Raw genomic sequence first — 15,007 nt, 5'->3', positions numbered from 1 at the left:
CTTCGCAGAACAGGCGCTCCACTGAGAAATCCCTACAGAAACGACCTTTCCGGCGCATAGGGGAACAAACGCACACCCGAAGGCCGGAAAGCCGGGGTGCCGTCCCATTGCTGGACACCACGGCAATCCCATCTACACGATTCAGTTACAATACCCACGGTCGCGCCACCAGTCTGCACCACCACAGACCGCAAATATCAATCGGGAGATTGCCGTGGATTATTTCCGCAAAAGAACCGTCAACGAGCTCGTCAAACAATCGACTCCACTGCGCAGAACCATGCGCACGCTAGATCTGACGCTGCTGGGCATCGGAGCCATCATCGGCACCGGAATTTTCGTGCTTACAGGCAAAGGCGCTCTGACCGCCGGACCGGCACTGTCGGTCTCTTTCGTTCTTGCGGCGATATGCTGCGGTTTCGCAGGTCTGTGCTACGCGGAATTTGCCTCCATGGCACCTGTTGCAGGCTCGGCATACACATACTCCTACATAGCTTTCGGAGAAGTGGTCGCCTTCGTCATCGGCTGGGACCTGATACTCGAATACGCGCTGCAGGCGGCTACGGTCTCTGCAGGCTGGTCAGGCTATTTCACGAAATTACTACAGGGTTTCGGCATCAACCTGCCGGTTGAGCTCACTGCCGCCTACGGCACCACACCCGGCGTGACGACATATTTCAACCTTCCCGGATTCGTCGTGGTGCTGCTCATCACCTGGCTGCTGTCCGTCGGCATCAACCAGACCCGCCGTGCAAACGACATCATGGTGGGCATCAAACTGGCGGTCATCGTGCTGTTCATCGTATGCGTGGTGTGGTACGTCAAACCCTCGAATTGGCAGCCCTTCTCGCCATACGGCTGGTACTCCTTCAAACAGCACAGCACCGTACCCATGGGTATCATCCCGGCCGCATCCATCGTATTCTTCTCCTTCATAGGATTCGATGCGGTATCCTCAAGCGCCGAGGAAACCATCGAGCCCAAGAAGACCCTGCCCAGAGGAATTCTGCTCTCGCTGGCCGTTTCCACGGTGCTCTATATCGTCATGACCCTGATTATGACCGGCGTGGTGAAATACCCGGAGTTCGCGAAGTTCATCGATGCCCCCGTCGCCGGCGTGATTCTCAAAACGGGGATGAACTGGCTGGCGCTGATCGTTGATTTCGGCGCGCTGATCGGCATGACCACCGTGATGCTCGTTCAGCTCTACGGGCAGTCGCGTATCTGCTATTCCATGAGCAGGGACGGCATGTTCCCCAAGTTCTTCGGTGAAGTCCATCCGAAGTATCGCACGCCTTTCAAAGGGACCTGGTTCTTTGGCATCGCCACCGCAATCGCGGGAGGATTCATCAACATCAACGTGCTGTTCGAACTGGTCAACATCGGCACGCTTTCCGCATTCATCATCGTCGCGGCGGGAATCATCTGGATGCGACGCAAGCACCCCGAGATGCAGCGTGGGTTCAGAACCCCGGGCGTACCGTTCACCCCGCTGATAGCCATCGTCTTCTGCGGCGTGTTGATAGCCGGTCTGAATTGGGAGACCTGGGTGCGCTTCGCCGTGTGGTTCGCCCTGGGCCTTGTGGTCTATTTCACGTACGGCGCGAAACATTCCACTCTGAATGCCCAGGTCTCGAACGACCTCACCGAGGCATAGCTCCCGACCCGCAGAATCGCTGCACGCCATCGACGACCATGCTCTGCATGAACATCCCCGCTCGACCTCGCCGCCGGAATTAGAATGGTGAGCGTTGAGGGTGCAGCACCGGCCGGGCCGTCACGAACTCTGCCTGGCATTCGATGCGCCCTTTCCCCGGACCGCCGTCACGAATCGTGCGACGCGAACTCCACCAGAGAAAGAGGGAACAATGACATCACACGAAGCCCAGGCCCTGCCAGATCGTACGGCCAACGACGGATTGGCACTGCCCGCCATCGGATTCGGCACATACAAACTTCGAGGCTTTGATGGTGCGACAGCCATCGAATCTGCATTGGACAACGGCTACCGGCTGTTGGACAGCGCAGTCAACTACGACAACGAGGGGACTGTGGGCGCGGCGGTCCGGCGCAGCGGCGTGCCACGTGAGGACATCATCGTCACCTCGAAGCTACCCGGCCGCTACCACAATCACGACCAGGCGGTCGAAACCGTCGAAGAGAGCCTGCTGCGCATGGACCTCGACTATATCGACCTGTACCTGATTCACTGGCCGAATCCCATCGAAGACCAGTACGTCGAAGCTTGGCAGACACTCGTCGAGCTCAGAGAGCGCGGTCTGATCAAGCATGTAGGCGTAAGCAACTTCCTGCCGGAGCATATCGATCGTCTGATCAAGGAAACCGGCGTGACCCCGGCGGTCAACCAGATTCAACTCCATCCCTATTGGCAGCAGCGAGAGCTGAAGTCATATGACGACCAGCATGGCATCATCACCGAGGCCTGGAGCCCGCTGCGTAGGGGCGGCGAAACGGTCAAGGACCCGACCATCGTTGCAGTGGCCGATAAGCACGATGTGACGCCAACGCAAGTCGTGCTGCGCTGGCACGTCGATTACGGCGACATCCCCATCCCCAAGTCGGCCACGCCATCGCGCCAGATCGAGAACCTCGACGTGATGGGTTTTGATTTCGACGACGAGGATCGCGCCGCATTCGCGGCCATGGACAGCCCCGACGGCAGCCGAGGCGATTTCGACCCGCGCAGCCATCAGGAAATGTGAGACTGACCCGCCGTCGTATCTCGACCGCCGCAGCCGCCCCGCAGCATCACGCGGCAGCGGCTGCGGCGGAGTCGATTTCACTGGGGTCCATGTGGTCCAAGGCACTGTATACAGCCTCAAAAAGTTCATCGGCTTTGGCCGCTATGGGCATCCCCGCCGGCGTCAACTCATAAGTGGAGCACGAAGTCGTGCCCACACGAACGACCAGGTGATCGTGAAGCAGCGTCTTCAACGTAATCGAGAGCATGCGTTCGCTCATGCCCTCGATGGTGTCGTTCAACTCTCCGAAGCGTTTCGGCCCCGTTCTGAGCGTTGACAGGATAAGGACGCTCCACCTGCGCGACACGTCGGTGAGAAGTTTGCGCGAGATGCAGCGATCAGAGAAGACGTTGTAGCGAAGAGCCTCGGACTTGACGTCCTGTGGCTTCGAGGAACACCGTTGCGTCATCTGCACGGCGCAGTTGTTGTTTTCGCTTGATCTGGTCATACGAATCATTCTATTCCGACTCTCCGATTTTACTAACTATTTGTTAGTGCTAACATAATGTTAGTTTCGTGATGCTGATGCGGCCGGATGACGACAAGGCCGTGAAAACATTGCGATACCAAGGAAACAAGGGCTAACGCCTCAACAGACACTATGAAGGAGCAAACATGAGCAAGGTAACGATCTTCGGCAAGGGCAACATGGGTTCAGCGCTGAGTGGAATCGCCGAGAAGGCCGGAGCAGAGGTACAGGTCCTCGACTCGTCCGCAGCCGCCGATATCGCAATCACCGGCGACATCGTGATTCTCGCGGTCCCATACCCGGCACTCGACGCCATCGCCGATAAGTTCGGTCAGGCTTTCGCAGGAAAGACGGTCGTCGACATCACCAATCCCCTTGACTTCTCGACCTTCGACTCGCTGGTCACGCCTGCGGATTCCTCCGCAGCGCAGGAATTGGCCGCCAAACTGCCCGATGCGCATGTACTGAAGGCCTTCAACACGAACTTCGCGGCAACACTGGCTTCCGGGACCATCGGCGAAGACACCACAACCGTTCTGGTTGCAGGCGATGATGCGGATGCCAAGCAAGGACTCACCGAACTGGTCGAAGCCGCAGGCCTCGCAGCGGTCGATGCCGGTGCGCTGAAACGCGCACGCGAACTGGAAGCAGTCGGCTTCCTCCAGCTCACTCTGGCGGCAGGAGAGAAGATCGCCTGGACGGGCGGATTCGCAATCCAGCGCTGAAGATTGCGAAAACGCCGTCGCATCCGCGAGGCTTACGACAAGAGGTACAGACAGGGTGGAGCGATGACCGGCTCCGACCAGCCTGTACCTCTTGCTGTATTCCAAGGTGCTTTTCAAGCCGGTCGACTAGGCGGGGTGACTGGCGAGGTCCCCTTCTATCCAGGCCATCACCAGGTCAACCAAGCGATCGAGCTGCTCATCGCTGAGTTCAGTGCCACGCGGAATGTGATGCCATTTCTCGATGCACCCTCTGCAGCATGTGGCTGTGGCATGTTGCGCGGTAAACACGGGATGCCCTCTGAACGGCGTTTGCCTGCCATCCTTTGCGGGCCAGGCATCGCCCACGCGCCCTCGAAGCAACTCGCGCGCATGTCGTTCTATGGTTGTACGCCCTTTGCTCCGCGCATAAGCCCTATCGTGTGCGCTCAAGGCAAAACCGGCTCTGAACGACGAAGCCGACAAACGAATCAGCGTCTGCGAAATCCACGAATCCCGGCTATCACCCTCTGTTTGCATAGTCTCCAGCTTAGGTTCAACAGCGGTGCACCAACACACCCGAATCGCATACAAGTGTAAAGAATTCGGTCTCCGGACGACGCCCATCATCCTCAATCGGAGTAGGGTGGAGACTGATAAAGATGAGACCTTATGCACTTCATGTAGCGTGGTTTCAGAAGGGGGCAATACATTTACATGGCTATAACAACAATGACCGTGGCGGACATGGTCGGCGTCTTTTTCAACGATGACGCACCGCTGCATGTCAGCGCCTTTGACGGATCAAGCTTCGGCAGCACTGATGCTCCGCTGCATCTGGAGATTCGCAATTCACGTGCGGTGTATTACATTGCTGAATGTCCGAATGATTTGGGCCTTGCACGCGCGTATCTGCAAGGCGATATCGCCTCACCGGAGCTCGAACCCGGCAACCCGTACGGCGTATTCAAGCAGCTCATGGAGCTCAAATCCTATGCCAGGAAGCCCAAGAAGAGCGAGCTGGCGAAGCTGAGCGCAACCATCCTGTCACATGGGGTGCGCGTGCCGAAACCGCCGGAAATCGAGTTGCCGTCGCTGGCGCAGCGCATGGCCGAAGGGATTATGCCGCACACCAAGAAGGGCGACGCGGCAACGGTCAGCTATCACTACGACCAGAGCAATGAGTTCTATGCCATGTTCCTCGGGCCGTCGATGACCTATACGTGCGCATGCTTCCCCACTGCGGATGCGACGCTCGAAGAGGCCCAGGAGCATAAGCTCAACATGGTGCTCGACAAGCTGAATCTCTCGGAGGGCGACTCGCTGCTGGACATCGGCTGCGGGTGGGGCTCGATGGAGGTCGCCGCCGCCAAGAGGGGCATTCACGTCATCGGCGTCACGCTCTCACAGGAACAGGTCGATTGGGCCAACGAGTGGATTGCCCGCGAAGGTCTTCAGGATCTTGCCGAGGTACGACTGATGGATTATCGCGATGTGCCGGAATCCGGATTCGACGGCATCTGCTCGATAGGCATGATGGAGCACGTCGGTCACAAGCACTATCCCGCGTACTTCAAGGAGATGCTGGACAAGCTGCGTCCGGGCGGCATGCTGCTGAACCATCAGATCACCCGTTGCAACAGCTATCAGGGCAAGCGTGCCGGCGGTTTCATCGACCGGTACATCTTCCCCGACGGAGAGCTGGCGAGCCCGGGTGAAATCGAAGTCACCATCAACAATGTCGGATTCGAGGTCATCAACCAGGAAAACCTGAGGCAGCATTACGCGATTACGCTGAAGCACTGGAACGAGAATCTTCAGAATCGCTGGGATGATGCGGTCAAGCTCGTCGGTGAACCCAAGGCCAGACTGTGGGGTGTGTACATGGCAGGTTCACGCTTCAACTTCGAACTCAATACCATCCAGGTTCACCAATTCCTCTGCGTCAAACCAGACCCGGAAACCGGCACCACCACCTATCCCCTCCGTCCATGGTGGAATAGGTAACCAAAGCCCTGTGCTGAGCCGTTAAGCGGACAGCCCTGTGGGCTGTCCGTAGGCGAAGTGAGCGCACGCCAAGGGCGCGAAGAATCGCGTAGCGATTGCCACACGTCGTAATACGTAACGCAAATGTTCACGAAGCCAAAGCAAAGCCTGTCTGGAAGACAGACCCTAATTGCAGGCTGAGCCGTTAAATGCGGAGCGCAGTGCGCTCCGCATAGGCGAAGTGAGCGCCCACCAAGGGCGCGAAGAAGCGCGTAGCGATTGCCACACGTCGTAATACGTAACGCAACTGTTCACGAAGCCAGGCGAAGTGAGCGCACGCCAAGGGCGCGAAGACAACCATCACTTCGACTTCCGACACACAAAAATGATAACTGCGCTAAAAGGACAGCTTTTCGGAGAAAGCATTACCGTATTGCTGTCCTTTTAGTGCAGTTATCGTTTTTGGGCGGATTTTCCTACTCCGAGGCTTCCTGCCGGGCCACTTCCAAGGCCTTGTTGAAGGCTTCGCTGGTCCAGCTCGCGCCCGCGACCTTGTCCACTTTCAAATCCTTCAAGGCTTTGCCTTCGACGACGCCGGGTATGGCCTTGATGAAGGCGTTCTGGTGATTCTTCGAAATCGTGGTGAAGGGGTGCCCGACCACCTGCACATCGCTCACCTTCCCCGCAGCCACGGTAAGCGTCACATCAATGGTGTCCTCACCGACCGGACCGTATTCGCCCTTGATGGCATAGGTGCCGTCTTTGTAGGTGCCGGTATCCGTTTTCCCACTGGCGGACGGGTTCTCCGACTCGCCTGATGACGAGTCGGGTGATGAAGCGTCGGTGGACGCGCTGGATTCATCGCCCGAACCGGCATACTCATCGTTCATAGGCACCGCGGAAGGCTCGCCGCAGCCTGCAAGCAGCGTGCCGGCCGCCACCAGTCCTACGGCCGCGAGCGAGGCAGCTCTGACTGATTTGCCGTGCTTGTTCATCATGGTCCTCTCTCCGCAGTGATTTCTGTGCACTGCCCCGAAACTGCTCTCAGACGCCCGTGTCGTCTGGGAGACTTGCGCCATCTGTTTTCGCGGCTTTGGTCGGGTCCGCGAATCCTACCGGGATGTCGCTTGAAGGCGCCGCTTCCTGATCCGAAACCCGGTCGCTCATCGACGCGGCCTCGGCAACGCCAGGCTTGCCGCCCGCCTCGACATATCGTCTCCGGGCATCCTCATCGTTCCATTGTTCGCCAACGAGCACACCGTGATTGAGCATGATCTCGCGTTGCGCGCAGGACGCGACCAAGGCATCATGGGTCACCACGATGATGGTGGTGCCTTGTTCATGGAGCTGCTTGAAAAGGTCCAGCACGATTTTTTCATTCGCGCCGTCGAGATTGCCTGTCGGCTCATCAGCGAGAATCAGCTTCGGACAATTGATGAGCGCCCGGGCGATGCAGACGCGCTGCTGCTCCCCACCGGACAGCTGCCCGGGCAGATGATGCGCGCGATCCTCGAGGCCCACGTTCCTCAGACTCTCCATGGCCTGCTCCTCGTCGACCACCGAGTGGTAATACTGGGCCACCATCACGTTCTCCACAGCTGTGAGGTGGGGCACCAGATAAAACTTCTGGAACACCAGGCCGATGACGTTCTTGCGAACGTCGGCAAGCTGACCGGCATTCAGGTCATTGAGCTGACGGCCCTCCAGCGAGACGCTGCCCTCGCTTGGCGTATCCATGCAGCCGACGATGTTCATCAATGTGGTCTTGCCGGAGCCGGACGAGCCGACGATGGCGAGCCATTCGCCTTCCCCGACCGACAGGCTCAGGTCATCGACCGCATGAAGATCACCATAGATCTTCGACACATGGTCCAATTCGAGCAACATGTTCGCCCCTTTCTCACTTCGTTTTCGTTTGTGTAGGGATTTTCATCGTGCAATCCGAAACTCTGATGCTGACATGTTGATATCCAGCCATTCGTTCTTTGTTTTCTGCGCCGGTTCCGGAACAATCACTACACAACAGGCCTTCATCTCCATTTTCGGGTTATTCCTCCCTCAACACGACTGCCGGATTTATGCCAGAAGCCTTGCGAACAGGCCGGATGGTCGCCACCACTGCGATAAGCATGCTGCAGATCACGGCAGCGAGCGCCAAAGGCCAATTCATCCGCAGGTCATGGTCGAACACCACTGAGCACAGCATCCAGGCCAGGCAATACCCCAGCCCGGTGCCAAGCACGCCGCCAAGCAGGCCGTACAGCGCCGATTCGGCATAGAACTCGGTCCCTACACGTGAAGACGGCGCGCCAAGAGCCTTGCGCAAACCGATTTCATTGCGGCGCTGGGACACGATTGAGGTCATCGTCGTCCCCACACCCACGAAGGTCAGCACCAGCACCACCACCGAAACCAGCCAGAACAGTGTTTGCAGCATGGTGATGATTTTCGTGTTCGATGTGGTGATTTTCGTGACGGTCTGCGCTTTGACTCCCATACTGCTCATCGCGTTGATGCTCCGGACGATGGAGTCCAGGTCCTTCGACGAGGCATCCACAGAATATTCGAGTACATCCGCTCCACGAGTCGACCCGGCGAGTGCGTCGAGATCCTTCGTCGTCGCGTAAACGATCTGGTCCTCCGAACCGCCGGTATCCACGATGCCGGCAACACGGAAGCTCACCCCGCCCTCCTCCATGATGTCCGTCGAGACCCGACCGTCGGTGCCGGTCGCCGACGGCGTCGACCCGGCCCCTCCACTCGGGGTGCCGCCGCCGCTTCCTGCAGCAGCCGTGGCTCCGGTATTGTCGGCGGAACGGTAGGCGATGGTGATATCACTGCCGACCTTGAGTCCGAGGGCCGAGGCGACATCCGTGCCCACGAGAACCTGGCCTTCGGAGGGCCACGCACCTTCGACGCTCCAGTGGTGGTTGAGCGTTTTCACCGCCGTCGGATCGATGCCGGCCATCATGTAGGAGGCGGCGTTGATGCGCACGGTGTCGTAGCGGTATGTCGCGAGTTTGGCCGGAGCCTTTGCTTCTATCATTTCCGTGGTATGAGTGACCATATCCTCGGCGATGCCCGCTTTGGCGGAGGAGTCCTTCTCCACGGCGGTGACCACCAGATTCGCCCCGTAGGAACGCATATCCTCGCTCATCTGCTGCGGGACGGCGATACACACCGCAGCCAGGCAGAACAGGGTCGCCGCGCCAACTGTGGACGCGATAACCGCCATCAGCGCACGCGACCGCCGACGGAACACCGCGCCGAGAATCATGACCGCGAACATCCGTCCGTTGGTCATGCTCCCCATGCCGAAACGTCTCTTTCGCGTTGATTTACCTGCCATGCAACACCTCCGCAGGCCGCAACCTGAGAATCGAGCGAATACCGGACAACGATGCCGCCAGGATAGTCACAGCCAGTAGCACGAACACCAGCACGAACACCATCGGTCGCATGGTGATTCCCGATCCGAACACCACATGGCCTACCACCTGGGCCATCACGGAACCGAGACCGGCCCCGACCACCGCACCGACAAGGCTTACGGAAGCCGTCTCCAGGAGGACGAGCCTGCTCACCGAGCCATCGCTCGCACCTATCGCCTTCAGCAAGGCGAATTCGGACGAGCGCTCCGAGATGGCGGCCGCCATAAGATTCGCCACGGCGATGGCGGCGGCAAGCAGGCTCAATGCGGTCATGAGAATCATGACCGCCTGCGTCTTCTTCATCACGTCACCCTGCAAGGCGGCGACCTGCCGCACCTGCTTCGCCACGGAACCGGGTATGACCTCCTCGATCTGATAGGCGATCGACGAAGGGTATGCCGTGCAATACCATGTCTCCCAGTCCTCCTGGGACAGCGCTCCGGGATTCCGCGCCGCCTTGCGCGCCAGGTCATTCTCCGGAGTGGTCAGAGCCTTGACCTCCACACGGTCCACCTGGTCAGGCAGACCCGCCAGTTCCTGCGCTATCGACGACGGCAGATACACCGCGCCGTTGTCGTCATCACCGGAATCGAATATCCCGACGATTTTCAGCTGACGGGCGCCCTCGCCTTTGCTGACGCTGAGCGTGTCACCGACGGTGGCATCGAGCTCCTTGGCCAACGTGGCACCGAGCATCGCCTCATCGCCGTCATCCTTCGCCCAACGTCCTTGAATCTTCCACCATGAACGCATGCCCTGCACGCCGACCGTCGAGGATTCCCCTGTGGAAGCCGTGATGCGCTTGTTGAACCAGGTACCGACCAGAGGAACCGAGTGTGAGGTGCATGACTCGTCCACCGTGCCGGACGCAGCGCCGCAACCCACACCGACCTTCGCGTGGGCGTTCAATTGGGGAGCGAAATCGGTGATGTTGTATGCCCAGAAAATCGTCTTGATTTTGGTGGTATCCGATTCCTTGATGAATGACGTGGGGTCGGCTTTCGTCGCGCCGCCGGAAGTTCCGGAATCACCGGATGCATACAGATCGGAGACCACGGCATCCGATTTCGGCTGGACCACGATGTTGGAACCATAGGTCGATAGTTCGGCGTTGAGTTTGTCACCGACATCGAATACCACACCGAGCATCGCCACGCTCACGCACGCCGACAGTCCGACGCTCAGCGCAATGAGTACGCGCCTGCCCAACTGTCGGCTCAACGAGCGCAACACCATGCGATTGAGAAACATGTCATCTGCCTCCCATCAACTCTTGAAATGCGCGGAAAGAGCATCGAGATCCGCTGTTTGTATCGTGATGCTGCCGTGCCCGGCCTGATATGGGAAGGGGATGGGGTTGCACCCGCCCGCGAATCCGATCGTGGCGAGATTAATCGCCACATCGCATCGCTTGCAGATGATTTTGCCATCCTTCTCGTAATATCCGGCGTCGCCGCAATTGTCGCAGGCATCCAGCCCGACTCCGTAGGCGCCACCGTTCTTTTTGATGATGATGAAGCGCATCACGGTACCGTCTTTGGCTTTGTACTCGAAGCGGTGCAGATGCCCATCCGCAAGCTGGGAGAATTTGATGGTGGCGGTAGTCCTGTCCGACGAAAGCGCATAGGATTCAGGAGGAGAAAGCACCGGAACCTGATTGGTCTGGGCGACACCATAGGTCAATGCGACCGTCACGCCGATCACCGCGAGCAAGGTCCACACCCCCGCCGCCTTCGCGTGCCGGCGCAACGCGGTGTGCTGACGGACGACGGCCGTATTCTCGCCGTCCGCGGCCATGCGGAACCCTGCGACGATCGATGCGATCGCAGGAATGGCGAACACCGCGACCTGGGCGATGATCAGCGGGGTTCCATTGTTGATGAGCCACGCCAGCAGCCGGAAGGATACGCCTCGCAGGAACACGTCGCCCGTGGTCTGCATCACCGTCAACAGCGCAGTGAGATGCTGGACGAACACCAAGGCCAGCAACAGCATCGCGGCCGCGTCAAAGAAGCGCCTGTCCGCGGTGACCCGGAGCGTACGAAGAATCGAGGCCACGATGACGGAAGCAGCCAACCCCAGAATGAAGCCCAATGCGCGAAGCAGCATCGCAGAAGTGAACACCGGGTCCCCGGGCGCAACGAAAATAGTCAGTTCAAGAATCACATCGGGTAGGGCGCGGAACACAATCAGCGCGATGGCGACCGCCGCCACCGCATTGGCGACATCCAGACGCCGCGGATGTGCGGCGCGTTCGGACACCGTCCTCCGTGATCTGAACAACACCACCGCCAGAGCGACATCGGCAAGCACACAGCACACCAATGTCGGATAGTTGACGACGGTTCGTTGATTGATGACCGCGGTGGCCCTCAGGCCAGCGAAAACGATGGCCCCCAAGCAGCCGATCACCAGACCGTACAACCTCCACGCGGAACTGTGCGGTTTGTTCCTGCCCTCACCGGCGCCGAGCATCACGCTGGCGCTCATCACCACCAAGGCCGCCCCAAGCGTGCCGGGCATCACGGTCACAAACTGTTCAAGCATCCGATCCGCTCCCCCTTCTTGGTGACGGTCATACAACCCAAAGGCCCGTAACCGGGTCACAAACAGACCCTTCCCCATGGTATGCGGCCACATACGAATAGGGAAGGGTCAAACAGGAGCCATTTCAGGAGACAACTGCATCAACAGGACAGCTTTTCTAGAAATTATTACCAAATTGCTGTCCTGTTGGTGCAGTTATCTCGCTCGGCTCTTATACGCCAGCATGTATTTCGCGCTCCCCTCACCTAGGAGAAACACAGTGCGTTTCTCCTAGGTGAGGGGAGAACCCGCCAAGGGTTCGACAACACCGTAGGTGCTCGCGCTCACGAAGCTACGAAAAGTGCACTGCGCACTCAGAACACCGTGTTTACGCTCCGTCCTGCAACAACGGACGGCCCGAAGGGCCGGCCCAACATGTACTTCGCGCTCGCCGAACCGTCAAAGGAGAAACGCAGTGCGTTCCTCCAAGGTGAGGGGAGAACCCGCCAAGGGTTCGACAACACCGTAGGTGCTCGCGCTCACGAAGCTACGAAAAGCGCACTGCGCACCCGAAACACCGTGTTTACGCTCCGTCCTGCAACAACGGACGGCCCAGAGGGCCGGCCCAACATGTACTTCGCGCTCGAAAGTCGCGCTCACGGAGCTACGAAAAGCGCACTGCGCTTTTCGCTTACGCTCCTACCATTCATGCGGGGTGTAGTCCCAGTCCCAGGAGACTGTGATCGCGTCTGTCCAGAACTTGCCTGTAACGCCGGTTTCAGGATCGGTGTGGAGCATCCACCCCTTCTTGGCCGGCGAGTCGATCTTGTAGGTCAGTTTGTAGGTTCCGGCCTTTTCCAGCTTGATGTTCGCCCCGTAATGAGGTCCGTCGGAAGCATTCATCTGCATGAAGGTTCCTGACTGGGTATTGCTGGCATCGTTCTCGTCGGTGATCGTGTAGTTCACGGTCAGGTCGGGAACGAACTCACCCTTGGCATAGCCCAACTCGTTGTTCGCCAGGGCATGGATATCCGCCTCCAGATGCATATTCGCATCCGCCGCGGCAAGGCCCATGCCCGCAGGCTCCATATCGACCGGCTGGAAGAATACGGTACCGATGTTCAACGGACCCTTCTGCTGGTCATCACCGATGGGCACCTCTTCGAAACCCGCTCCGGCATCGCTCGACGATGCACTGGACGACTCGGAGGAGTTCGCCTTGTCCGCGGAGCTGCTGGAGCTGCCGCAGCCCGACAGGGCCAGCGCACCGGACAACACCAGTGCGGCGACCGCCATGAAATGCTTCTTTGTCATATTCTCTTTCCTTCTGTTTCCTTGGGGTAAGGATGCGAATCCTTAAGGGGGACAACAAGTCTTATTCGCGTACCGCCGAAACCACCGCCCGCGTACGCCTCTGACGAATCAGCGACACGGTGAACAGTGCCGCCACCGCTATCAGGGCCACAATCTGGGCGATGACCGTCTGCGCGTAGGGGTACAAACCAATCCAGTCATTGGTCGGCACGGATGGCAGATAGGTGGCGGGGATGATATCGCCCTCGATGAGGGCGTGCACTCCGCCTCCTGCGAAGATCACCACCATCACCGCCATCAGCGCACTGGTAATCATGAAGAACGGGCGGATTGGTATCTTCACAGAGGTGAAGCGAATCAGCAGGAACAGTATGGCCAGCACCACCGTCGCGGCGGCGAACCCCAGCCATATCTCCTTCCCTCCACTCGGCGCCATCGTGAAAATCGCCTGATAGAACATCACCGTCTCGGCACCCTCGCGGAATACGGCAAGGAAAGACAGCAGTGCCAAGGACAGCACACTCCCCTGCGACACCGCCGCCACCGTTTTCTCCTTGATGTAGGTATTCCAGGATTCGACGGAGGATTTCGACAACATCCAATTGCTCGTATACAGCAGCATCACCATCGCGATAAGCGCAGTGACCCCTTCGAGCAGTTCCTGATGCGCCCCGGCCGAACTGAACACGAAGGTGAACAGCAACGCCATCAGAGCGCTGCCCACCAGTCCCGCGGTCACTCCCCAATAGATGTAGCGAAGCTTGTCCTTGTGACCGGCCTTGACGAGATACGCGATGATCGCGGCGACCACCAGCAAGGCTTCAAGACCTTCACGGAGCAGCACCACGAAGGCCTGACCGAACGCACTGGTGAAGAATGCCGTCATACCGTTGACCTTTCCGGCAGCACCACCATCGAGAGTCTTGGCATCTTCACTGAGCATGGTCTTGAGATCGGTCACCAGGGTGTTGATTCTGGCTTTGGGCTCCCCCTGAACCATTGCCATACGGGTTTCCTTGAACTGGTATTCAACCTGCGACACGCGTCTGCCACTGATGGCGTTCATCACCGTTTTTTCAAAACCCAGCTTCTCGTAATACTGGTAGTAGGCTTCGTTCACCAGATCGGAACCTTTGCGCCCATCGCCTGAGGATGCGGCCTGATACGCCTTATCGAGGATGGTGTGCATTTCGGTCGCCACCTGCGTCCAGCTGCGTTCGCCCCTGCCGGTGTTCTTGTTCTTTTTGGCGGCTTCCAGCTGTTGCCGCTGTTCCTCGATCTGCTGCTCCAAATCCTTCGCATATCTCGTCGGATCGGCAAGCGTGGTGTTCGCATCCAGCTGCCGGGCGTCCGAGGTGAGGGCCGCCTGCAAGGCTGCGACCTCTTGCCTGATGCTCGCGGCATTGCCTGCAGTGTATGATGCCTGCTCGATCGACTGGAATTGCTGCTGCAGTTGCTGCTGACGGTCTGAGCCGAGGGTGTCGTTCACGACTTTGGCGAAGTTGCTGGCAACATACACACTGTTGTAACTGGCACTGAACGCGGAGGACGCTCCCGCGGTATCGCCGTTCTCATATCGTTGTTCCGCCGCGTCCAGCTGAGCGTTCGCTGCCGTGGCGACATCATTCCACGTCGCATACTGCCCGGAGTCGGCGGCCTGTGCCGTATCTTGCGGCAGCAGGGCCAGCAGCATCGCACATGCGGCGACCATCACCGCGAACAGCGCCATCGAGCGCTTCGCAAATGAATACATACGTGACTGCATGCTGTGACTCTTTCCGTTTTCTTATGTGAAGAAGCAGTGTGAGGGAAATCACC

Annotated in this window: 14 protein-coding genes; 4 read left to right on the top strand and 10 right to left on the bottom strand. The window is 58.7% G+C overall.

What is annotated here, in order from left to right:
- Positions 1-214 precede the first annotated feature (214 nt).
- Together DB51_RS01335 and DB51_RS01330 are read left to right on the top strand one after the other, a co-directional pair.
- On the top strand, positions 215-1,657 hold the full coding sequence (locus DB51_RS01335; protein ID WP_034250783.1) for an amino acid permease: 1,443 nt from the start codon (positions 215-217) through the stop codon (positions 1,655-1,657).
- A 211-nt stretch (positions 1,658-1,868) separates the two neighbouring features.
- Complete coding sequence (locus DB51_RS01330; protein WP_034250782.1) at positions 1,869-2,723, top strand: aldo/keto reductase; 855 nt, start codon at positions 1,869-1,871, stop codon at positions 2,721-2,723.
- 46 nt (positions 2,724-2,769) lie between these two features.
- On the opposite strand, the gene DB51_RS01325 is transcribed toward DB51_RS01330, so the two are convergent.
- On the bottom strand, positions 2,770-3,210 hold the full coding sequence (locus tag DB51_RS01325) for a winged helix-turn-helix transcriptional regulator (protein WP_051867134.1): 441 nt from the start codon (positions 3,208-3,210) through the stop codon (positions 2,770-2,772).
- Between the two features lie 167 nt (positions 3,211-3,377).
- Between DB51_RS01325 and DB51_RS01320 the strand changes: the two genes are divergently transcribed.
- Complete coding sequence (locus tag DB51_RS01320; protein ID WP_034250781.1) at positions 3,378-3,956, top strand: NADPH-dependent F420 reductase; 579 nt, start codon at positions 3,378-3,380, stop codon at positions 3,954-3,956.
- Between the two features lie 126 nt (positions 3,957-4,082).
- Here the strand turns inward: DB51_RS01320 and DB51_RS01315 are convergent, their stop codons facing one another.
- Entirely contained in the window at positions 4,083-4,472 is a 390-nt protein-coding gene (locus DB51_RS01315; protein WP_034251135.1) for a DUF4186 domain-containing protein, read from the bottom strand.
- Between the two features lie 177 nt (positions 4,473-4,649).
- Here DB51_RS01315 and DB51_RS01310 point away from each other — a divergent pair, with 177 nt between their 5' ends.
- Complete coding sequence (locus tag DB51_RS01310; protein WP_034250780.1) at positions 4,650-5,939, top strand: class I SAM-dependent methyltransferase; 1,290 nt, start codon at positions 4,650-4,652, stop codon at positions 5,937-5,939.
- Between the two features lie 184 nt (positions 5,940-6,123).
- On the opposite strand, the gene DB51_RS10120 is transcribed toward DB51_RS01310, so the two are convergent.
- The 8 genes from DB51_RS10120 to DB51_RS01275 form a co-directional block, all read right to left on the bottom strand.
- A complete protein-coding gene (locus DB51_RS10120; protein ID WP_156958173.1) occupies positions 6,124-6,297 on the bottom strand; it encodes a hypothetical protein in 174 nt (57 codons plus the stop codon).
- Positions 6,298-6,394: 97 nt separating this feature from the next.
- On the bottom strand, positions 6,395-6,913 hold the full coding sequence (locus DB51_RS01305; RefSeq protein WP_034251133.1) for an FMN-binding protein: 519 nt from the start codon (positions 6,911-6,913) through the stop codon (positions 6,395-6,397).
- Positions 6,914-6,962: 49 nt separating this feature from the next.
- Entirely contained in the window at positions 6,963-7,805 is an 843-nt protein-coding gene (locus DB51_RS01300) for an ABC transporter ATP-binding protein (RefSeq protein WP_034250779.1), read from the bottom strand.
- A gap of 160 nt (positions 7,806-7,965) precedes the next feature.
- Positions 7,966-9,222, bottom strand: a complete 1,257-nt coding sequence (locus DB51_RS01295) for an ABC transporter permease (RefSeq protein WP_034251129.1) — start codon at positions 9,220-9,222, stop codon at positions 7,966-7,968.
- A 34-nt stretch (positions 9,223-9,256) separates the two neighbouring features.
- The gene (locus DB51_RS01290) at positions 9,257-10,600 is read right to left on the bottom strand and encodes an ABC transporter permease (protein WP_034250778.1); all 1,344 of its coding nucleotides are present in this window, start codon (positions 10,598-10,600) and stop codon (positions 9,257-9,259) included.
- Between the two features lie 15 nt (positions 10,601-10,615).
- Positions 10,616-11,896 carry a DUF2318 domain-containing protein gene (locus DB51_RS01285; protein ID WP_034250777.1) on the bottom strand — a complete coding sequence of 427 codons (1,281 nt, stop codon included), beginning with the start codon at positions 11,894-11,896 and terminating at the stop codon, positions 10,616-10,618.
- A 678-nt stretch (positions 11,897-12,574) separates the two neighbouring features.
- Complete coding sequence (locus tag DB51_RS01280; RefSeq protein WP_034250776.1) at positions 12,575-13,189, bottom strand: iron transporter; 615 nt, start codon at positions 13,187-13,189, stop codon at positions 12,575-12,577.
- Positions 13,190-13,250: 61 nt separating this feature from the next.
- Positions 13,251-14,954 (bottom strand): FTR1 family iron permease, encoded by a 1,704-nt coding sequence (locus DB51_RS01275; RefSeq protein WP_051867133.1) that lies wholly within the window; start codon positions 14,952-14,954, stop codon positions 13,251-13,253.
- Positions 14,955-15,007: the final 53 nt, after the last annotated feature.

It is taken from the genome of Bifidobacterium crudilactis (assembly GCF_000738005.1).
GTDB lineage: Bacteria > Actinomycetota > Actinomycetes > Actinomycetales > Bifidobacteriaceae > Bombiscardovia > Bombiscardovia crudilactis.
Note: the sequence above shows the minus strand (reverse complement) of the source record. Positions and strands in the feature narration are given on the sequence as shown.

Excerpts from the sequence above, each read along its gene's own strand:
- DB51_RS01330 (WP_034250782.1), top strand. The coding sequence starts at position 1,869 with ATGACATCACACGAAGCCCAGGCCCTGCCAGATCGTACGGCCAACGAC.
- DB51_RS01325 (WP_051867134.1), bottom strand. The coding sequence starts at position 3,210 with ATGACCAGATCAAGCGAAAACAACAACTGCGCCGTGCAGATGACGCAA.
- DB51_RS01320 (WP_034250781.1), top strand. The coding sequence starts at position 3,378 with ATGAGCAAGGTAACGATCTTCGGCAAGGGCAACATGGGTTCAGCGCTG.
- DB51_RS01315 (WP_034251135.1), bottom strand. The coding sequence starts at position 4,472 with ATGCAAACAGAGGGTGATAGCCGGGATTCGTGGATTTCGCAGACGCTG.
- DB51_RS01310 (WP_034250780.1), top strand. The coding sequence starts at position 4,650 with ATGGCTATAACAACAATGACCGTGGCGGACATGGTCGGCGTCTTTTTC.
- DB51_RS01305 (WP_034251133.1), bottom strand. The coding sequence starts at position 6,913 with ATGAACAAGCACGGCAAATCAGTCAGAGCTGCCTCGCTCGCGGCCGTA.
- DB51_RS01300 (WP_034250779.1), bottom strand. The coding sequence starts at position 7,805 with ATGTTGCTCGAATTGGACCATGTGTCGAAGATCTATGGTGATCTTCAT.
- DB51_RS01295 (WP_034251129.1), bottom strand. The coding sequence starts at position 9,222 with ATGACCAACGGACGGATGTTCGCGGTCATGATTCTCGGCGCGGTGTTC.
- DB51_RS01290 (WP_034250778.1), bottom strand. The coding sequence starts at position 10,600 with ATGTTTCTCAATCGCATGGTGTTGCGCTCGTTGAGCCGACAGTTGGGC.
- DB51_RS01285 (WP_034250777.1), bottom strand. The coding sequence starts at position 11,896 with ATGCTTGAACAGTTTGTGACCGTGATGCCCGGCACGCTTGGGGCGGCC.
- DB51_RS01280 (WP_034250776.1), bottom strand. The coding sequence starts at position 13,189 with ATGACAAAGAAGCATTTCATGGCGGTCGCCGCACTGGTGTTGTCCGGT.
- DB51_RS01275 (WP_051867133.1), bottom strand. The coding sequence starts at position 14,954 with ATGCAGTCACGTATGTATTCATTTGCGAAGCGCTCGATGGCGCTGTTC.